We start from the raw sequence: 19085 nt of genomic DNA, 5'->3' as shown, positions 1-19085 counted from the left end.
CCATGACGAAGACGGCCGAGCGGCGGCCCTCAGAGGCCGCCGCCCTCCCGGCCCCGCCCGGCCCGCACCCGGCGGGCGGCGGCCGGCGCCGCCGCATCCTGCTCGACCAGGCCCGCGCCTACGCCTTCCTCGTCGGCGGCCTCGTCTGCTTCGCCCTGTTCTCCTGGTACCCGGCGATCCGCGCCGTCGTCATCGCCTTCCAGAAGTACACCCCCGGCTCCCCGCCCCAGTGGGTCGGCACCGCCAACTTCACCCACGTCCTGGACGACCCGGAGTTCGGCGCCGCCTGGCGCAACACCCTCACCTTCACCCTGCTCGCCCTGCTCCTCGGCTTCGCCGTCCCCTTCGTCCTCGCCCTCGTCCTCAACGAACTCCGGCACGCCAAAGCCTTCTTCAGGGTCGTCGTCTACCTGCCGGTGATGATCCCGCCCGTGGTCAGCGCGCTGCTGTGGAAGTGGTTCTACGACCCGGGCGCGGGCCTCGCCAACGAGGCGCTGCGCTTCCTCCACCTGCCCACCTCGAACTGGTCCAACGGCACCGACACCGCGCTCATCTCCCTGGTGATCGTGGCGACTTGGGCCAACCTCGGCGGCACCGTCCTCATCTACCTCGCCGCCCTCCAGTCCATCCCCGGCGAGCTGTACGAGGCCGCCGAACTCGACGGGGCGAACCTGTTCCAGCGCATCCGGCACGTCACGATCCCGCAGACCCGGTTCGTGATCCTGATGCTGATGCTCCTTCAGATCATCGCCACCATGCAGGTGTTCACCGAGCCCTTCGTGATCACCGGCGGCGGACCGGAGAGCGCGACCGTGACCGTGCTCTACCTGATCTACAAATACGCCTTCCTCTACAACGACTTCGGCGGCGCCTGCGCCCTCAGCGTCATGCTGCTCGTCCTGCTCGGCGCCTTCTCCGCCGTCTACCTGCGGCTCACCCGCACCGAGGGGGACGCATGAGCACCCGCACCCTCGTCTCCCCGGCCACCCTCGCCCGCCCGCGTGGAAGGGCCGTCTACTGGACGGTGTTCACGGCCGTCGTCGTCCTCTTCGCGCTCGCCTTCCTCTTCCCCGTGTACTGGATGGCCTCCGGCGCGATGAAGTCCCCGGACGAGATCGCCCGCACACCGCCCACCCTCGTCCCCGAGCACTGGCACCTCACCGGCTACACCGACGCCTGGGACCTGATGCAGCTCCCGGAGCACCTGTGGAACACGGTGGTGCAGGCGGCCGGCGCCTGGGCGTTCCAGCTGGTGTTCTGCACGGCCGCCGCGTACGCCCTGTCCAAGCTGAGGCCCGCCTTCGGCAAGGTGATCCTCGGCGGCATCCTCGCCACGCTCATGGTCCCGGCCCAGGCCCTGGTCGTCCCCAAGTACCTGACCGCCGCCGATCTGCCGCTGATCCACACCAGCCTGCTCAACGACCCGCTCGGCATCTGGCTGCCCGCCGTCGCCAACGCCTTCAACCTCTATCTGCTCAAGCGGTTTTTCGACCAGCTCCCGCGCGACGTGCTGGAGGCCGCCGAGATCGACGGCGCGGGCAGGCTGCGCATCCTGTGGTCGGTCGTGCTGCCCATGTCCCGGCCGGTCCTCGGCGTGGTGTCGATCTTCGCGCTGGTCGCCGTCTGGCAGGACTTCCTGTGGCCGCTGATGGTCTTCTCCGACACCGACAAGCAGCCGATCAGCGTGGCCCTGGTCCAGCTGTCGCAGAACATCCAACTGACCGTGCTCGTCGCCGCGATGGTGATCGCGAGCATCCCCATGGTGGCCCTGTTCCTCGTCTTCCAGCGGCACATCATCGCCGGGATCAGCGCGGGCAGCACCAAGGGCTGACCCGGGCCCGACGCAAGGGTGACCCGGCCCCTCGACCAGAAAGGCACGCACCGTGGCACAGCCCACCCCTGCCCGCGCGACCGACGACTGGTGGCGCTCGGCCGTCATCTACCAGGTCTACGTCCGCAGCTTCGCGGACGGCGACGGCGACGGCACCGGCGACCTCGCCGGGGTCCGCGCGAAGCTGCCCCACCTCGCCGAACTCGGCGTGGAAGCCCTGTGGTTCAACCCCTGGTACGTCTCGCCGATGAAGGACGGCGGCTACGACGTCGCCGACTACCGCGCCGTCGACCCCGCCTTCGGCACCCTCGCCGAGGCCGAGAAACTCATCTCCGAGGCGCGTGAACTCGGCATCCGCACCATCGTCGACATCGTGCCCAACCACGTCTCGGACCAGCACCCCTGGTTCCGCGCGGCCCTCGCGGCCGGACCCGGCAGCCCCGAGCGCGAGCTGTTCCACTTCCGCCCCGGACGCGGCGCGAACGGCCAACTCCCGCCCAACGACTGGCCGTCGCAGTTCGTCGGCTCCACCGAACCGGTGTGGACCCGGCTCCCCGACGGCGACTGGTACCTCCACCTCTTCACCCCGGAACAGCCCGACCTCAACTGGGCCCACCCCGCCGTCCGCCGCGAACACGAGGACATCCTGCGCTTCTGGTTCGAGCGCGGCGTCGCGGGCGTCCGCATCGACTCCGCCGCTCTCCTCGCCAAGGACCCCCAACTCCCGGACCTGTCCTCCGATCCCGCCCCGCACCCCTTCGTCGACCGCGACGAACTCCACGCGATCTACCGTTCCTGGCGCACGGTCGCCGACCCCTACGACGCGATGTTCGTCGGCGAGGTCTGGCTCCCCGACGCCGAACGCTTCGCCCGCTACCTCCGCCCCGACGAACTCCACACCGCCTTCAACTTCGCTTTCCTGTCCTGCCCCTGGGACGCGGCGAGGCTCCGCGCCGCCATCGACTCCACCCTCGCCGAACACGCGCCCGTCGGCGCCCCCGCCACCTGGGTGCTCTGCAACCACGACATCACCCGCACCGTCACCCGCTACGGCCGCGAGGACACCGGATTCGACTTCGCCGCCAAGGAGTTCGGCACCCCCACCGACCTCGCCCTCGGCACCCGCCGCGCCCGCGCCGCCGCCCTGCTCTCGCTCGCGCTGCCCGGCACGGTCTACCTCTACCAGGGCGAGGAACTGGGCCTGCCCGAGGCCGACATCCCGCGCGAACGCATCGAGGACCCGATGCACTTCCGCTCCGGCGGCACCGACCCGGGCCGCGACGGCTGCCGCGTCCCCCTGCCGTGGTCGGCGGCGGAGCCGTACGCGGGCTTCGGCTCGCGCGAGGAGCCCTGGCTGCCGCAGCCCGCCGGCTGGGAGGCGTACGCCGCCGACCGGCAGCGCGACGACCCGCACTCCATGCTCACCCTCTACCGCGAGGCCATCGCCGCCCGCCCCGCCTTCGGCGAAGGACCGCTCACCTGGCTTCCCGCCCCCGAAGGCGTGCTCGCCTTCGCCCGCGCGGACGGCGCGCTCTGCGTGGTGAACCTCTCCGACGCACCCGCCGGGCTGCCCGCGCACTCCGAACTCCTGCTCGCCAGCGGCCCCCTGGACGACGAGGGCCGACTGCCGCAGGACACCGCGGTCTGGCTGCGCGCCTGACCGCACCCGCACACCCCTGCTATCCCCGGCACCCCCCCCACGAAGGGATCAGCACATGGACCGCAGCACCACCAGACACCTCGGGCTGCCCGCCGTCGGCGCGGCCGTCGCCCTCGCCGCGGGCATGATCGTCGCCGTGGCCCCCGCCGCGCACGCCGCCTCGGGCGCGAACCTGCCCTTCACCTCCGTGGAGGCGGAATCCGCGGCCGGCACCGGCACCAGGATCGGCCCCGACTACACCCAGGGCACCCTCGCCTCGGAGGCGTCCGGACGCCAGGCCGTACGGCTCACCTCCGGGCAGCGCGTGGAGTTCACCGTGCCGCGCGCGGCCAACGCGGTGAACCTCTCGTACAGCGTCCCCGACGGCCAGTCCGGCTCGCTGGACGTGTACGTCAACGGCACCAGGATCTCCAGGACACTGCCGGTGACCTCCAAGTACTCGTACATCGACACCAGTTGGATACCGGGTGCCAAGACGCACCACTTCTTCGACAACGCCCGCCTGTTGCTCGGCCAGAACCTCCAGGCCGGGGACAAGGTGGCGTTCCAGTCGACTGGTACCCAAGTCACCGTGGACGTGGCCGACTTCGAGCAGGTCGGCGCGGCCGCGTCGCAGCCGGCCGGATCGGTGTCCGTCGTCTCCAAGGGCGCGGACCCGAGCGGCGGAGGCGACTCCACCCAGGCGTTCCGCGACGCCGTCGCCGCCGCCCAGGGCGGCACGGTGTGGATTCCGCCGGGCGACTACCGGATCACCTCCTCGCTCGGCGGCGTGCAGAACGTGACCCTCCAGGGCGCGGGCAGCTGGCACTCGGTCGTGCACACCTCCCGCTTCATCGACCAGTCGAGCTCCTCCGGCAACGTCCACATCAAGGACTTCGCCGTCATCGGCGAGGTCACCGAGCGCGTCGACTCCAACCCGGACAACTTCGTCAACGGCTCGCTCGGACCGGGCTCCTCGGTCTCCGGCATGTGGCTCCAGCACCTGAAGGTCGGCTTCTGGCTGATGGGCAACAACGACAACCTGGTGGTGGAGAACAACCGCATCCTCGACACCACCGCCGACGGCCTCAACCTCAACGGCAACGCCCGGGGCGTGCGCGTCAGCAACAACTTCCTGCGCAACCAGGGCGACGACTCGCTCGCCATGTGGTCCCTCTACGCCCCCGACACCAACTCCAGCTTCGAGAGCAACACCATCTCGCAGCCGAACCTCGCCAACGGCATCGCGATCTACGGCGGCACCGACATCTCCGTCAAGAACAACCTGGTGTCCGACACCAACGCCCTCGGCAGCGGCATCGCGATCTCCAACCAGAAGTTCCTCGACCCCTTCTCCCCGCTCGCCGGCACCATCACGGTCAGCGGCAACACCCTGGTCCGCGCGGGCGCGATGAACCCCAACTGGAACCACCCCATGGGCGCCCTGCGGGTGGACTCCTACGACAGCGCGATCAACGCGACCGTCAATATCACCGACACGACGATCACCGACAGCCCGTACTCCGCCTTCGAGTTCGTCTCCGGCGGCGGCCAGGGCTACCCGGTCCGCAATGTCAACGTGACCGGCGCGACCGTGCGGAACACCGGCACGGTCGTCGTCCAGGCGGAGGCGCAGGGCGCGGCCGCCTTCAGGAACGTCACCGCGACCCAGGTCGGCGCCGCCGGGATCTACAACTGCCCCTACCCGTCGAACTCCGGCGCCTTCGCGCTCACCGACGGCGGCGGCAACTCCGGCTGGAACAGCACCTGGTCGGACTGCTCCTCCTGGCCCCAGCCGGGGCAGGGCAACCCCGACCCGGACCCGAACCGCAACCTGGCCAAGGGCCGCCCGGCGACGGCGACCGGCTCGCAGGACGTCTACACCCCGGGCAAGGCGGTGGACGGCGACGCGAACAGCTACTGGGAGTCCACCAACAACGCCTTCCCGCAGTCCTGGACGGTCGACCTCGGCTCGTCGTACGGGGTGCGGCGGCTGGTGCTCAAGCTGCCGCCGTCCTCGGCGTGGGGCGCCCGTACGCAGACCATCGCCGTCCTGGGCAGCGCCGACGGCTCGGGCTGGTCGACCGTGGCCGGTGCGAAGGACTACCGCTTCGACCCGGCCTCGGGCAACACGACGACCGTCTCCCTGCCGAGCGGCACGAACCTGCGCTATCTGCGGCTGACCGTGAGCGCCAACACGGGATGGCCGGCCGGACAGTTCAGTGAGGTGGAGGCGTACCAGACGCCCTGACGGGAGGGGTGCGGGCGGCCGTCCGGGAGGACCGGGCGGCCGCCCGTGCGTCCGTTCGGCCACGATTCGGAAAAGGGCTGGTCAGGTACGGGTCAATCACCCTACTGTGCCCCGGTGACCACGCAATCGAACATCCCTTCCGACGCCGACCCGAAGGTGCAGCGTCAGGTGCAGAAGCAGGCCGGAGTGGCTCCCACCGCCACCGGCGACGGCACCCTGTTCACCGAGCCCGTGCTCGTGGTGAACCAGAAGGCCAAGCTCATAGAGCTGACCAACGAGTACACGGTGATGGACCAGAACGGCGGCCGGCTCGGCTCGGTCGTCGAGGTCGGCCAGGGCGTGCTGCGCAAGATGGTGCGCCTGCTCACGAGCTGGGACCAGTACCTGACCCACCGCCTGGAGATCCGGGACGCCGAGGGGCAGCCGGTGCTGCTGCTCGTCCGCCCCGCGAAGATCTTCAAGTCCCGGGTCGTCGTCACGCGCCCCGACGGCTCGCCGGTCGGCGAGATCGTGCAGAAGAACATGATCGGCAAGATCAACTTCGCGATGACCGCGGAGGGCCGCGAGATCGGCGCGATCAAGGCCGAGAACTGGCGTGCCTGGAACTTCGCGATCACCGACCACGAGGACACCGAGGTCGCGCGGATCACCAAGACCTGGGAGGGCCTGGCCAAGACCCTCTTCACCACGGCGGACAACTACGTCCTCCAGATCCACCGTCCGCTGTCCGACCCGCTGCTGAGCCTCGTGGTGGCGGCGGCCCTGACCGTGGACACCGCGCTCAAGCAGGACGCCCGGGGCCTGGGCTGATCCGCTCCCCGCGCAGCGAAAAGGCGGCGGCCGCGTGTCCGGTGGGACACGCGGCCGCCGCCTTTCGTACGGGGGCCTGTCGTCACAGGGGCGTCAGCCGGTTCGGTCCTGGTTGACGCGGTACGAGCGCCGGTTCGGCCGTCGCCGTCTGCGCGTCCAGCGCGAGTACGGCGGCGACGGGATGCTCCTCGTCGTCCATTGGAGGCGAGGCCGAAGTCGTCTGCGACGGCGTCACCCGGGTCAGCACCACCACGCCCCACGAGGCCAGCAGCGCGCCCGTCACGCCCAGCAGAATCCCGCCGGTGCCGCCCCGCAGGCCCTGCCCGAGCAGGGTCAGGCCGATGACGGCCGCCGCGACCGGGTTGGCCAGGGTGACCACCGCCAGCGGGGCGCCGAGACCGCCCCGGTAGGCCGTCTGGGACAGCAGCAGCCCGCCCGTGGCGAACGCCGCGACCAGGACGGCCACCACGATCACCCGGGGACTCAGGGCCGGGCCCGAGTGGTCCGTGGCCGCCACGGTGGCGGTCTGGGTGAGCGCGGAGGCGACACCCGAGGCGAAGCCGGAGGCGGCCGCGTGCCGCAGCCCGGGCCGGGTGCCGGGCCGGGACAGCAGACCGATCACGGCGATGGTCGTCCCCGCCACCGCGAGCGCCGCCGTCAGGCTCAGCACCCGGTGCGGCGCCGGACCCGAGGCGGTGATCAGCAGCGCGCCGAGCCCGAGCAGCGTCAGCGCCGTACCCCGCCACTCCGCCGGGGTGACCCGGCGTCCCGCCGCCCGCGCCCCGAGCGGCACCGCCGCGACCAGGGTGAGGGCGCCCAGCGGCTGGACCACGGTCAGCGGACCGAAGCGCAGCGCGACGACGTGCAGCAGCGCGGCGCCCGCGTTCAGGCCGACCGAGGACCACCACGCGCCGGTGCGGAGCATGTGGAGCAGGCCCGCGCCCGCGTCGCGGGAGGCCAGCCGTTCCTGGGCGACGGCGGCGGCCGCGTAGGCGACGGCCGAGATCAGCGAGAGGCCGACGGCGACCAGGATCGCGCCGTTCATCGGGCGGCACCCATGAGCACGGACCCCTCCGGGGCGAGCCGCGCGGGACGGCCGAGGGCGAGCGGGCGGCCCGCGCCGCGGCCCGCCGCGTGGTGCGGCGGGTGGACGACGGCGAGGGCGACGCCGAGCATCGCGGTCGCCACGATCGAGTCGAGCCAGTAGTGGTTGGCGGTGCCGACTATCACGACCAGCGTGATCAGCGGGTGCAGCAGCCAGAGCCAGCGCCAGCGCGAGCGGGTGGCCGCGATCAGGCCGACCGCCACCATCAGGGCCCAGCCGAAGTGCAGCGAGGGCATCGCGGCGAACTGGTTGGAGAGGTGGTCGCGGGCGGGCGGGCCGTAGACCGAGGGGCCGTAGACCCGGGCCGTGTCGAGGAGGCCGGTGCCGCTCACCATCCGGGGCGGGGCCAGCGGGAAGGTGAACGGCAGCACCAGCGCGGCGGCGGTCACCAGCGCGAGGACGCGGCGCGCCCACACGTAGTGCCCGGGGCGGCGCAGATACAGCCAGACCAGGAAGGCCACGGTCGCCGGGAAGTGGACGGTGGCGTAGTAGGTGTTCGCCAGGTGCACCGGGGTCGTGCCGTGCAGCAGCAGGGACTGCACATCGGTCTCGTCCGGCAGATGGACGGCCCGCTCCAGGTCCCACACCCGGTGGGCGTCCCGGAACGCCTCGGCGGTGTGGCCGACGGCCAGCTGCCGGCCGAACTTGTAGACGAGGAAGAGCCCCGCGACGAGCAGGAACTCGCGCAGCAGCGGGGGCCTCGCCGGCGCGGGCGGCTCCGCTGGGGAAGGCTCGGTGCGGGCATTCATCCCCCGGCCCCCTTCTTGACGGTGGTGCTGCCGGTCCCGGACCGGATGCCCGGAACTCAGCGGTGCGATACGTCTCCGTACCGAAACGCCAGTGTACCGAAACGACCATGTACCGATACGACAGTGTACCGATACGGTCGAGTTCCGGTACGCTTGCGTATCGCTTGAACTGGGGCAACACTGGGAGCGGACCGCACGGACGCGGTCGTACCCGGGTGACGAAGTGAGGGGAAGCCACGCATGACGTCGCAGGCCGCGGACGGACCGGACACGGTCGCCGCCTCGCGCCGTTCCAAGATCACGCCCGAGCGTGAGCGGGAGTTCTTCGACGCCGTGCTCGACCAGGTCCGCGAGTGCGGTTACGACTCCCTGACCATGGAGGGCATCGCCTCCAGCACCCGGTGCAGCAAGTCCACGCTGTACCGCCAGTGGAAGACCAAGCCGCAGTTCGTCGCGGCCGCCCTGCGGGCCAACCGCCGGGTGCGCTTCGCCGGGATCGACACCGGCTCCCTCGCCGAGGACCTGCGCCAGGCCGCCCGGGCCGCGGGCGACTGGTCGGGCAAGGACACCCGGCTCCTCCAGGCGCTCATGCCCGCCGCCACCGCCGACAAGGAGCTGGCCGAGGCGCTGCGCGACGCGCTGGTCACCCCGGAGATCGCCGCCCTGGAGGAGATGATCCGGCGCGGCGTGGCACGGGGCGAGGTCCCCGCCGGCCATCCCGCCCTGGAGTTCGTGCCCGCCATGATGTTCGGCGTACTGCGAGTACGCCCGGTGCTCAGCGGCCAGTACGCCGACGCCGACTATCTGGTCCGCTTCGTGGAGGCCGCCGTGCTGCCCGCGTTCGGACTCACCTGAGACCCAGGCCGCCGTTCACGGGATGACTGAACGGTGACCTGCACGCGCCGCACCGTGGGGACGGGGGCGGCGCACACCCCCTGGCCGGGTGGGGTGCCCCTTGAGCGGAGGGGCACCCCACCCGGCCGATTTCGTCACACGTTCTGGCCGCTGCCGCCGCCCGACCACACCTTGATCCCCTTCAGGATCTCGTCGATCACCGCGACCCGCTGCCCCACGTCCAGGCCGAAGCGGACCACCAGGATCTCGTGGGCGTCGTTGGGCGAGGGGAAGGCGACCGACTCCACATAGCCGTCGGCGCCCTTGCTGGTGACCGCCTTCCAGCGGACCAGATAGCCCTTCTGCCCGGCCACCGTCACGGCCTTGGAGGCCAGCACCTCGTGCGAGGTGATGCTGCCGTAGGTCGTCCCGCCGTACGACTGCTTGGCGTTGGCCGCGATGTCCGCCTTGGCGACCGCCTCGGCCGTGTCGCCCTTGGTGCCGAGCGCGGAGGCGGACGCGGTGTAGGCGCCGCCCGCCGTGCAGCTCTGCGAGGCGTTGCCCGGGCACTTGTAGGACGTGTCGGACGTCACCTGCGCGCCGATGCTGATGACCTCGCCGGTCCAGCCCTCCGGCACCGGCATGCTGATCCCGTTGAACGGATCGGGCAGCGTGCCGCCGCCCTCGACCTTGGGTATCGCGGAGCGGCGCGGCGACGGCGACTCCCCGGGGCCGCCCGGACCGCCCCGGTCCTCGGGCGCGGAGCCCTCGGGGCCGCCCCGGCCCCGCTGCTCCTGCCCCGCGCCCGCGCGGTCGTGGCCGCCGCCGGAGTTCCTGGCGAGGGCGAACACCCCGACCCCGATGCTCGCCAGCACCACGACCGCCGCCGTCACGGCTATGCCGATGCGCAGTCCGCGCCGGGGCGCGGGCGGCGGCGGGTAGGGGGCGGCCGCCGGGTAGTACGGGGGAGGGGCCGGGTATGTGCCGTGGCCGGCCGGGCGGACCTGGGCCGTCCAGGCGGTGCCGTCCCACCAGCGTTCGGCGGGCGGGGCGTTGTGCGGCTGCCCGGGATCGGGGTACCAGCCGGGAGGAGTCACCTGCGTCATGGACACACCGTATGAGGCATCGGTGAAAGCGTGATGAGAGCACCCCGCCGGAGACGCGCGACGCGCCCGACCCGACCCCGCGTCGAAGTGACTTGCGTCACGCCCGAAGGCCTCGCTCCTGTTCCCAACTCGCACCAATCCAGGCATTATTGACGCCTCATTGGGCGCAGACCGACCGGTCGGGCCGGAGTGAGGTCGACTGGCCGGTAACCAGTCCCCCATAGGGATATGACACTGCCCGGTCGGACCACCAACCCTCACCCGGGACGGCTACGCTCGGGGTCTGCACGCCGTCCGGGCGACCTGGGGAGGGAACAGGATGACGCGGGCACGGCCGTCGGCGGCCGACCCGGCCCACCTGTGGGAACGGGACGCGGAACTCGCCGCCATCACGCAGGCCATCGACGAGCTGCGCGCCGACCGCTCCGGCGGAGGAAACGTCCTCGTGATCCGCGGCGAGGCCGGACTCGGCAAGACCGCGCTCCTCGACGAGACCCGCCGCCTGGCCGAACGCCAGAACTGCACCGTCTGGTCGGCCCGCGCGGGCGAGACCCTGCGCACGGTCCCCTTCCACGTCCTGCGCCAGCTCCTCCAGCCCATGCTCACCTCGATGCTGCCGGAGGAGGCCCGCGAGTACCTCGGCGACTGGTACGACATCTCCGGCCCCGCCCTCGGCATCGTGGAGCCCGGCGCGGCCCCCGCCGACCCGCAGTACGTCTGCGACGGACTCGTCGCGACCGTACGCCGGTTCGCCACCAGCGAGTGGCCGCTGGTCCTGCTCGTCGACGACGCCCACTGGGCCGACCTGGAGACGCTGCGCTGGCTCGCCGCGTTCACCGCCGACCTGGGCGAGCTGTCGGTGCTCGTCGTGGTCACCCGCCGCTCCGGCGCCCTGCCCGAGGGCAGCGCCTCCCACCTCGACGCGGTGGAGAGCGCCGGGCACCGCCTGGACGGCCTGCACACCCTCACCCCGGAGGCCACCGCCGAGCTCACCCGCGCCACCGTGGGGTCGCACGCCGACGACCCCTTCTGCCGCGAGGTCTGGGCCGTCACCGGCGGCAACCCCTACGACACCGTCGAACTCCTCACCAAGGTCCGCGACAGCGAACTCCAGCCGGTCGAGGGCCGGGCCGCCGAACTGCGCGGCCTGAACCACTCCGGGCGCGGCGGGGGAGTGGTGGAGCGCCTGTCCGTGCTCGGCGACGAGGCCACCCGGTTTGCCTGGGCGGCCGCCGTCCTCGGCACCGGCAGCACCGTCGAACTCGTCGCCCGCGTCAGCCGGATGAGCCTGAAGGGTGCCGAGGAGTGCGCCGAACTCCTCTGCGGCGCCCGCATCCTGACCGAGGGCATCCCGGACCCCACCCGGGACGGGCCGCACGGCAGGGTCCTCGAATTCGCCCACCCGCTCGTCGCCAGCGCCGTCTACGACTCCATGACCGGCAGCATGCGCGGCTTCCTGCACAGCATCGCCGCCAAGACCGTCACCGAGAGCGGACGCGGCGCCGCCGAGGCCGCCCGGCATCTGCTGAAGGTGGAGCCGGAGGGCGACGAGGAACTGGTCGCCCAACTGCGCGAGGCCGCCCGCGAACACCTCGCCGTCGGGGCGCCCGACGCGGCCTGCCGCTGCCTGGAACGCGCCCTGCGGGAACCGCCCCGCCCCGACATCCGCGCCAAGGTCCTCTTCGAACTCGGCTGCTCCACCCGCCTGACCGCACCCGCCGTCACCGTCGAGCATCTGCGCGCCGCGCTCGCCACGCCCGGCCTCGACCACGCCGAGCGCGTCGAGGCCGTCATCCGCCTCTCCCAGGCCCTGCTCCACAACGACCAGCTGGAGGAGGCCGTCCGCACCGTCGGCGCCGAGGCCGCGCGGCACGATCCGGGCCCGGTCCGGATGCGGCTCCAGGCCTTCCGGTTCATGTGGGAGGGCATCCACCGCGAGACCGTCTCCCCGGACCGCTCCCGGCGCCTGGCCGAACTCGCCGGCACCTGCACCGGCCGCGACAACGCCGAACGCGCGCTGCTCATCCTGCGCGGCTTCGACGCCATGACCCACGGCGAGAACGCCGAGGCCGTCGTGGAGCTGTGCGACCGCGTCCTGGTCAACAACCGCCTCGCGCCCGGCCTCGGCTGGACCGACGAGGAGTGGGGCATCGAGCTGCTGATGATGCTCGGCAGCACCTACGCCTACACCGACCGGCTCGACCTCGCCGACAGCCTGTTCGCCGAGGCCCTGCGCGCCTACCGGAGCGCCGGATGGCACGGCGGCCATCTCTCCCTGGCCAACTCCTATCTGGGCCTCGCCCTGCGCCGCCAGGGCAAGCTGAAGGAGGCCGAGGCCACCCTGCGCGAGGCCCTGACCCTCGCCGAACGGGTCGGCCGCCGACTGCCGCTGTACTGGTCCGCGATGTGCGGCCTGGTCGACACCCTGCTCGCCCGGGGCCACTACGAAGAGGCGTGGGCCGTGGCCGAGCGGAGCGGCTTCGCACCGCCGTACCCGTCCACGATCGTGCTGCCCGACCTCTACTCCGTGCGCGGCCGTCTGCTCCTCGCCGTCGGCCGCACCGAGGAGGGGATCAACGAGCTGGAGGCCGCCGAGAAGACCGCCGTCGCCAGGGGCGGACACAACCCGGTCCTCGCTCCCTGGGCCGTCGACCTCGCCCGCGCCCTCGCCGTCCAGGACCCCGCCCGTGCCCGGACGCTCGCGGCCGAAGCCCGCCGCCAGGCCGAGCGGTTCGGCACCGACACCGCCATCGGCGAGGCCCTGCGCTGCGCCGCCGCGCTGGCCACCGGCGAGGAAGCGGTACGCCTCGCGCGCAAGGCGGTCGCCTATCTGGCGGCGTCCCCCTGCCAGTACGAGCACGCGGCCGCCCTCGTGGAGTACGGCATCGCGGCGGGCTCGGCGGCCGACCTCGGCCGGGGCCTGGAACTGGCCCGCTCCTGCGGCGCGGACGGCCTGGTGGCCCGCGCCGAACAGGCACGGCGCGCGGGTACGGCATGACCGGCTACCCGGCGCTCCCCAGGATCTCCGCGAGGTCGTACCGCACCGGCTCCTCCAACTGGGCGTAGGTGCAGCTCTCCGGGGTGCGGTCCGGGCGCCAGCGGCGGAAGCGCGCCGTGTGCCGGAAACGGGCGCCGTTCTCCATGTGGTCGTACGCCACCTCCGCGACCCACTCCGGGCGCAGCGGCACCCAGGACAGGTCCTTCTTGCCCGACCAGCGGCTCGGCGCCCCCGGCAGCCGGGCCTCCTCGTGGGCCGACTCCTCCGCCCAGCGCGCCCACGGATGCCCTCTCACGTCCGTCATCCGCAGCGGCGCCAGCTCCTCGATGAGCTCCGCGCGCCGCTTCATGGTGAACGCGGCCGCCACCCCCACGTGCTGGAGGAGGCCGTGGTCGTCGTACAGCCCCAGCAGCAGCGAGCCCACCACCGGGCCGCTCTTGTGCAGCCGGTAACCCGCCACCACCACGTCCGCCGTCCGCTCGTGCTTGACCTTGAACATGGCCCGCTCGTCCGGGAGATACGGCAGCGCGAGCGGCTTGGCCACGATCCCGTCAAGGCCCGCGCCTTCGTACCGCTCGAACCACTCCCGGGCGACCTCGATGTCGGTCGTCGCCGGGGCCAGATGCACCGGCGGTGTCACCCCTTCCAGCGCCCGGTCGAGCAGGGCCCGCCGGTCGGAGAGAGGCACGTCGAGCAGGGCGTGGTCGTCCAGGGCCAGCAGGTCGAAGGCGACGAAGGAGGCGGGCGTCCGCTCGGCCAGCGTCCGCACCCGGGACTCGGCCGGATGGATGCGCTCGGTCAGCGCGTCGAAGTCGAGGCGCCCCTCCCGCGCGATCACGATCTCCCCGTCCAGCACGCACCGCTCGGGAATCCGCTCCTTCAGCGCCGCCACCAGCTCGGGGAAATACCTGGACAGCGTCTTGCCGGTGCGGCTGCCCAGCTCGACCTCGTCCCCGTCGCGGAACACGATCGCCCGGAAGCCGTCCCACTTCGCCTCGTAGTGCATGCCCGGCGGGATCTTCGCCACCGGCTTGGCGAGCATCGGCTTCACGGGCGGCATGACCGGCAGATCCATGGCACCGATTCTGCGCGCGCCCAGCCGACCGCGCCCGGTGTGCGCGGTGTGCGGGGGACGCCTACGGTGGCCGCATGGGCGATGCGGTGGAACTGGAGGTGGCCGGCCGGACCGTACGGCTGACCCACCCGGAGAAGGTCTTCTTCCCGGAGCGCGGATTCACCAAGCTGGACGTCGCCCAGTACTACGCCTCGGTCGGCCCCGGCATCCTGCGCGCCCTGCGCGACCGCCCCACCACCCTGGAGCGCTACCCGGACGGCCTCGACGGCGAGTGGTTCTACCAGAAGCGCGCGCCCAAGAACATGCCCGACTGGATCCCCACTGCCCACATCACCTTCCCCAGCGGCCGCAGCGCCGACGAGATGTGCCCCACGGAGCAGGCCGCGGCGGTCTGGGCCGCGCAGTACGGCACGCTCACCTTCCACCCCTGGCCGGTGCGTCGGGACGACGTCGACCACCCCGACGAACTGCGCATCGACCTCGACCCGCAGCCCGGCACCGACTACGCGGACGCGGTCCGCGCCGCCTTCGAACTCCGCGCCGTACTGGAGGAGTTCGGGGGCTTGCAGGGCTTCCCCAAGACCTCCGGCGGCAGGGGACTGCACGTCTTCGTGCCCATCGAACCGCGCTGGACCTTCACCCAGGTCCGCCGCGCCGCCATCGCGGTCGGCCGAGAACTCGCCCGCCGGATGCCGGACCAGGTGACGGTGAAGTGGTGGAAGGAGGAAAGGGGCGAACATATTTTTATTGATTACAACCAGACCGCGAGAGACCGCACCATCGCCTCCGCCTACTCCGTACGACCCCGCCCCGAGGCCACCGTCTCCGCCCCGCTGCGCTGGGACGAGGTGGCCGACGCCCGGCCCCGCGACTTCGACCTCGCCACCATGCCGGTGCGGTTCGCTGAACTCGGTGACGTGCACGCCGGCATGGACGACCACGCCTACTCCCTGGACGCCCTCCTGGAGCTGGCCCGCAAGGACGAGAGCGACCACGGCCTGGGCGATCTGCCGTACCCGCCGGAGTATCCGAAGATGCCCGGCGAACCCAAGCGGGTCCAGCCGAGCCGCGCCCGCAAGGACCAGGCATCTTCCTGACGATCGCCCCCGGTGCCGGGCGCCGCTACGCGGTTATCCTGGGCGGCAGCCGCCCGATGAGGAGCACCGAGTGACCGAGGCAGTGTCGCGCCCCACGCTGGAGGCCGTCGCCGAGCGGGCCGGGGTGTCACGGGCCACCGTCTCCCGTGTCGTCAACGGCGGCGACGGAGTGCGCGCCCCGCTCGTCGCCCGGGTCCGGGAAGCCGTCGAGGAACTGGGCTACGTCCCCAACCGCGCCGCCCGCAGCCTCGTCACCCGGCGGCACGACGCCGTCGCCGTCGTCATCGCCGAACCCGGCACCCGCGTCTTCGCCGACCCCTTCTTCGCCGCCCAACTACGCGGGATCAGCAAGGAGTTGACGGCTTACGACAACCAGCTCGTGCTGCTGCTCACCGAGGGCCGGGACGACCACGCGCGCGTGGCCCGCTATCTGGCGGGCGGTCACGTGGACGGCGCGCTCGTCTTCTCCCTCCACCTGGACGACCCGCTGCCCGGCCTCATCCACGACGCGGGCGTCCCGACCGTCTTCGGCGGGCGGCCCGACTGGAGCGACGGCCGGGGCGGCCCGGTGTACGTCGACAGCGACAACCGGGGCGGCGCCCGCGCGGCCGTACGCCATCTGGTCTCCCTCGGCCGCACCAGCATCGCGCACATCACCGGGCCCCTGGATCAGACCTCGGCGGTGGACCGCCTGGACGGCTACCGCGACGTCATGGGCACCGACGACCCCGGCCTCGTCGTCTACAGCGACTTCACCCCCTCCGGCGGCGAGGGCGCCATGCGCGAACTCCTCGACCGCCGCCCGGACGTCGACGCCGTCTTCGCCGCCAACGACCTCACCGCCCTCGGCGCCCTCCGCGTTCTGCGCGAACGCGGCCGCCGCGTCCCCGAGGACGTCGCCCTGATCGGCTTCGACGACATGGCTCCCGTCGCCGAACAGACCGACCCGCCCCTGACCACTGTTCGCCAGGACATCGAGGAGATGGGCCGCCTGATGGCCCGCCTGCTCCTGCGCGGCCGCGCGGCACCCGACGACGTCCCCTCCTCGGTCGTCCTGCCGACGACACTGGTCCACCGGTCGACGGCATAGCCCGGACCGGGTCAGCCCTGTGGCGGCTCGCCCCTGATCACCGCGAAGCGGGCACCGTAGGGATCGGTGAGGCGGCCCATGCGGCCCACGCCCGGGACGGTGGTCGGGGGAAGCAGGACCGTGCCGCCCCGCTGCCGGGTCCGGGCGGCCAGCGCGTCGGGGTCCGTCACCGCGAAGTACGGCAGCCAGTACGCGCCCGCGCCCGTGTCCGCCGGGTCGTCGGCCGAGCGGACGACTCCGCCGAACATCGCGTCCTCCCCGGCGCCGGGCGGGCCGACACAGGTGTACATGCCGTCGGGGAACGCGGTGGCGGAGGTCTCCAGGCCGAGCACCCGGTGGTAGAAGGCGGCGCCCGCCGCCACGTCCGGGGTGTGCAGCTCGACCCAGCACAGCGCGCCCGGCTCGCTCGCCGCGTCCAGGCCCTCGACCTCGCCGGGCTGCCAGACGCGGAACACGGCCCCGGCGGAGTCGGCGAGGCCCGCCATCCGCCCGAGGCCCATGACGTCGCCGGGCGCGGACAGGACGGTGCCGTGCGCCCGTTCGGCCGTCTCCGCGGTGGTCTCGGCGTCCTCGGTCCGGAAGTACACCGTCCAGCCAGGCAGCTCACGCCCCGCACCGGTCGGCATCGCACCGGCGACCGTCCTGCCGTCCAGCTGGAGGAAGCCGTACCCGCCCGCGTCCGGGCCCAGCGGGCGGAAGTGCCAGCCGAAGAGGGCGCCGTAGAAGGCGAGCGCGCCGTCCAGGTCCGGGGCGGCGAGGTCGATCCAGTTCGGAGCGCCCTCCAGGGCACGGGTGCTGAGCATGGCTCGCCCTCCTCGCCGGGCCCCGGGACGCGTGGCACTGCCGAGTCTGGCACCGCGCACCGGCACGCGCCGCCGGAGCGCGTCCGCGCGCGCCGCCGTGCCGGGAGGCCGCCGGCGGGGGAGCATGGGGCGGGCGCCGGTCTCGGCGGGCGTTGTTGAACCCGCGTTGATGGAACGTTTTTCGCGGCCCGGCACGATCCGTTCCATGCACACCGAGACGATCACCCCGGCCGACACCGACTGGCAGAACCAGGCCCTGTGCGCGCAGACCGGGTCCGAGTTCTTCTTCCCCGAGCCCGGCAGCTCCGTCCGCGAGGCGAAGCGGATCTGCGGCATGTGCGCGATCCGCTCCGCCTGCCTGCGGTACGCGCTCAGCCACGACGAGCGCTTCGGTGTGTGGGGCGGGCTGTCGGAGAAGGAGCGCATGGCACTGCGGCGCGCCTCCCGCTGAACCGGGGAGGCGCGCCGCAGGTAAACGAAGGGGCGGGCGGGCTCAGCCAGCCGCGCGCGCCGCCATCCGGGCCTTGCGGGCCGCGAGACGCTCGTCGAACGTCGTCGCCTGCGCGTCCAGACCGCCCATGTACAGGCCGAGTTCCTCCTGCGCCGCGCTGCCCTCGGGGCCGAGACCGTCGATCTCCATGACCTTCAGGAAGCGCAGCACCGGCTGGAGCACGTCGTCGTGGTGGATGCGCAGGTTGTAGACCTCGCCGATGGCCATCTGCGCGGCGGCCCGCTCGAAGCCGGGGATGCCGTGACCGGGCATCCGGAAGTTGACGACGACGTCGCGCACGGCCTGCATGGTGAGGTCGGGGGCCAGCTCGAAGGCGGACTTCAGCAGGTTCCGGTAGAAGACCATGTGCAGGTTCTCGTCGGTGGCGATGCGCGAGAGCATCCGGTCGCAGACCGGGTCGCCCGACTGGTGCCCGGTGTTGCGGTGCGAGATCCGGGTGGCCAGCTCCTGGAACGCGACGTACGCGATCGAGTGCAGCATCGAGTGCCGGTTGTCCGACTCGAAGCCCTCGCTCATGTGCGACATGCGGAACCGCTCCAGCTCGTCCGGGTCGACCGCGCGCGAGGCGAGCAGGTAGTCGCGCATGACGATGCCGTGGCGGCCCTCCTCGGCGGTCCAGCGGTGCACCCAGGTGCCCCACGCGCCGTCGCGGCCGAAGAGCGAGGCGATCTCGTGGTGGTAGCTCGGGAGGTTGTCCTCGGTCAGCAGGTTCACCACGAGCGCGGTACGGCCGATGTCGGTGACCTTCGACTGCTCCTTGCCCCACGCCTCGCCGTCCTCGAACAGGCCGGGGAAGTTGCGGCCGTCGCTCCAGGGCACGTACTCGTGCGGCATCCAGTCCTTGGCGACCTTCAGATGCCGGTTCAGCTCCTTCTCCACCACCTCCTCCAGCGCGAACAGCAGCCGCGCGTCGGTCCATACGGCCGGGCTGCCGAGGTGAGGGGAGGTGATCGTCACGGGAACTCCAGGTAATGCCGAGCGGGGAGCACAAATGAAGTGAAAGAGGGCGGGCAGGACGATGAGGGCCCCGCGCCGCGAACCTACGAGATCGTAGGCTACGAATCCGTAGGTTACGAACCCGTAGGTTAAGGGTGGCGTAAGGACGGCTGCGCACCAGGTGGGAGGGTGTTTCGTGGTCGTGGCGACACGTACGCCGAATGGCCCCGGAACCGGTGGTTCCGGGGCC

16 protein-coding genes are annotated in these 19085 nt (G+C 72.2%); 10 read left to right on the top strand and 6 right to left on the bottom strand.

Annotated features, from left to right (window positions below; translation table 11 throughout):
- The first annotated feature begins 2 nt into the window (after positions 1–2).
- The 5 genes from AB0E91_RS01915 to AB0E91_RS01895 all read left to right on the top strand — a co-directional run bounded on the left by AB0E91_RS01915 (position 3) and on the right by AB0E91_RS01895 (position 6531).
- Entirely contained in the window at positions 3–959 is a 957-nt protein-coding gene (locus AB0E91_RS01915) for a sugar ABC transporter permease (protein WP_361773644.1), read from the top strand.
- Positions 956–1831: a carbohydrate ABC transporter permease gene (locus AB0E91_RS01910; RefSeq protein ID WP_361773641.1), complete on the top strand. Its 876-nt coding sequence runs from the start codon at positions 956–958 to the stop codon at positions 1829–1831. Before AB0E91_RS01915 ends, AB0E91_RS01910 begins: the two co-directional genes overlap by 4 nt.
- Positions 1832–1883: 52 nt before the next feature.
- Positions 1884–3491, top strand: a complete 1608-nt coding sequence (locus AB0E91_RS01905) for a glycoside hydrolase family 13 protein (RefSeq protein WP_361773639.1) — start codon at positions 1884–1886, stop codon at positions 3489–3491.
- 55 nt (positions 3492–3546) lie between these two features.
- On the top strand, positions 3547–5721 hold the full coding sequence (locus AB0E91_RS01900; protein ID WP_361773636.1) for a discoidin domain-containing protein: 2175 nt from the start codon (positions 3547–3549) through the stop codon (positions 5719–5721).
- A gap of 114 nt (positions 5722–5835) precedes the next feature.
- Positions 5836–6531: a phospholipid scramblase-related protein gene (locus AB0E91_RS01895; RefSeq protein WP_161181161.1), complete on the top strand. Its 696-nt coding sequence runs from the start codon at positions 5836–5838 to the stop codon at positions 6529–6531.
- An 82-nt stretch (positions 6532–6613) separates the two neighbouring features.
- On the opposite strand, the gene AB0E91_RS01890 is transcribed toward AB0E91_RS01895, so the two are convergent.
- Together AB0E91_RS01890 and AB0E91_RS01885 are read right to left on the bottom strand one after the other, a co-directional pair.
- A complete protein-coding gene (locus AB0E91_RS01890; protein ID WP_361773633.1) occupies positions 6614–7576 on the bottom strand; it encodes a hypothetical protein in 963 nt (320 codons plus the stop codon).
- Positions 7573–8385 carry a phosphatase PAP2 family protein gene (locus tag AB0E91_RS01885; RefSeq protein WP_361773630.1) on the bottom strand — a complete coding sequence of 271 codons (813 nt, stop codon included), beginning with the start codon at positions 8383–8385 and terminating at the stop codon, positions 7573–7575. The genes AB0E91_RS01890 and AB0E91_RS01885 overlap by 4 nt, the downstream gene beginning before the upstream one ends.
- 240 nt (positions 8386–8625) lie before the next feature.
- Between AB0E91_RS01885 and AB0E91_RS01880 the strand changes: the two genes are divergently transcribed.
- Entirely contained in the window at positions 8626–9240 is a 615-nt protein-coding gene (locus AB0E91_RS01880) for a TetR/AcrR family transcriptional regulator C-terminal ligand-binding domain-containing protein (RefSeq protein ID WP_361773627.1), read from the top strand.
- A gap of 134 nt (positions 9241–9374) precedes the next feature.
- Here the strand turns inward: AB0E91_RS01880 and AB0E91_RS01875 are convergent, their stop codons facing one another.
- Positions 9375–10325, bottom strand: coding sequence for a DUF2510 domain-containing protein (locus AB0E91_RS01875; protein ID WP_361773624.1), 951 nt, complete (start codon positions 10323–10325; stop codon positions 9375–9377).
- 319 nt (positions 10326–10644) lie between these two features.
- On the opposite strand from AB0E91_RS01875, the gene AB0E91_RS01870 reads away from it, so the two are divergent.
- Complete coding sequence (locus tag AB0E91_RS01870) at positions 10645–13323, top strand: AAA family ATPase (RefSeq protein ID WP_361773621.1); 2679 nt, start codon at positions 10645–10647, stop codon at positions 13321–13323.
- Between the two features lie 4 nt (positions 13324–13327).
- On the opposite strand, the gene AB0E91_RS01865 is transcribed toward AB0E91_RS01870, so the two are convergent.
- Complete coding sequence (locus AB0E91_RS01865; RefSeq protein WP_361773618.1) at positions 13328–14398, bottom strand: ATP-dependent DNA ligase; 1071 nt, start codon at positions 14396–14398, stop codon at positions 13328–13330.
- Positions 14399–14472: 74 nt separating this feature from the next.
- Between AB0E91_RS01865 and ligD the strand changes: the two genes are divergently transcribed.
- Both ligD and AB0E91_RS01855 read left to right on the top strand, forming a co-directional pair.
- Positions 14473–15495 carry a non-homologous end-joining DNA ligase gene (gene ligD, locus AB0E91_RS01860; protein ID WP_361773615.1) on the top strand — a complete coding sequence of 341 codons (1023 nt, stop codon included), beginning with the start codon at positions 14473–14475 and terminating at the stop codon, positions 15493–15495.
- A 70-nt stretch (positions 15496–15565) separates the two neighbouring features.
- A complete protein-coding gene (locus tag AB0E91_RS01855; protein ID WP_361773612.1) occupies positions 15566–16585 on the top strand; it encodes a LacI family DNA-binding transcriptional regulator in 1020 nt (339 codons plus the stop codon).
- Positions 16586–16596: 11 nt separating this feature from the next.
- On the opposite strand, the gene AB0E91_RS01850 is transcribed toward AB0E91_RS01855, so the two are convergent.
- Complete coding sequence (locus tag AB0E91_RS01850) at positions 16597–17388, bottom strand: VOC family protein (protein WP_361773609.1); 792 nt, start codon at positions 17386–17388, stop codon at positions 16597–16599.
- Between the two features lie 205 nt (positions 17389–17593).
- Between AB0E91_RS01850 and AB0E91_RS01845 the strand changes: the two genes are divergently transcribed.
- On the top strand, positions 17594–17839 hold the full coding sequence (locus AB0E91_RS01845) for a WhiB family transcriptional regulator (protein ID WP_361773606.1): 246 nt from the start codon (positions 17594–17596) through the stop codon (positions 17837–17839).
- 42 nt (positions 17840–17881) lie between these two features.
- On the opposite strand, the gene AB0E91_RS01840 is transcribed toward AB0E91_RS01845, so the two are convergent.
- Positions 17882–18856: an acyl-ACP desaturase gene (locus tag AB0E91_RS01840; protein ID WP_361773603.1), complete on the bottom strand. Its 975-nt coding sequence runs from the start codon at positions 18854–18856 to the stop codon at positions 17882–17884.
- Positions 18857–19085: the final 229 nt, after the last annotated feature.

Source organism: Streptomyces sp. NPDC026659 (assembly GCF_040638245.1).
Taxonomy (GTDB): Bacteria; Actinomycetota; Actinomycetes; order Streptomycetales; family Streptomycetaceae; genus Streptomyces.
This window is presented reverse-complemented; position numbering and strand designations above follow the sequence as displayed.

What these genes read in the sequence shown, in the direction of transcription:
- AB0E91_RS01870 (WP_361773621.1), top strand. Translation starts at nt 10,645, where the DNA reads ATGACGCGGGCACGGCCGTCGGCGGCCGACCCGGCCCACCTGTGGGAA.
- ligD (WP_361773615.1), top strand. Translation starts at nt 14,473, where the DNA reads ATGGGCGATGCGGTGGAACTGGAGGTGGCCGGCCGGACCGTACGGCTG.
- AB0E91_RS01885 (WP_361773630.1), bottom strand. Translation starts at nt 8,385, where the DNA reads ATGAATGCCCGCACCGAGCCTTCCCCAGCGGAGCCGCCCGCGCCGGCG.
- AB0E91_RS01910 (WP_361773641.1), top strand. Translation starts at nt 956, where the DNA reads ATGAGCACCCGCACCCTCGTCTCCCCGGCCACCCTCGCCCGCCCGCGT.
- AB0E91_RS01915 (WP_361773644.1), top strand. Translation starts at nt 3, where the DNA reads ATGACGAAGACGGCCGAGCGGCGGCCCTCAGAGGCCGCCGCCCTCCCG.
- AB0E91_RS01875 (WP_361773624.1), bottom strand. Translation starts at nt 10,325, where the DNA reads ATGACGCAGGTGACTCCTCCCGGCTGGTACCCCGATCCCGGGCAGCCG.
- AB0E91_RS01850 (WP_361773609.1), bottom strand. Translation starts at nt 17,388, where the DNA reads ATGCTCAGCACCCGTGCCCTGGAGGGCGCTCCGAACTGGATCGACCTC.
- AB0E91_RS01900 (WP_361773636.1), top strand. Translation starts at nt 3,547, where the DNA reads ATGGACCGCAGCACCACCAGACACCTCGGGCTGCCCGCCGTCGGCGCG.
- AB0E91_RS01880 (WP_361773627.1), top strand. Translation starts at nt 8,626, where the DNA reads ATGACGTCGCAGGCCGCGGACGGACCGGACACGGTCGCCGCCTCGCGC.
- AB0E91_RS01865 (WP_361773618.1), bottom strand. Translation starts at nt 14,398, where the DNA reads ATGGATCTGCCGGTCATGCCGCCCGTGAAGCCGATGCTCGCCAAGCCG.
- AB0E91_RS01845 (WP_361773606.1), top strand. Translation starts at nt 17,594, where the DNA reads ATGCACACCGAGACGATCACCCCGGCCGACACCGACTGGCAGAACCAG.
- AB0E91_RS01890 (WP_361773633.1), bottom strand. Translation starts at nt 7,576, where the DNA reads ATGAACGGCGCGATCCTGGTCGCCGTCGGCCTCTCGCTGATCTCGGCC.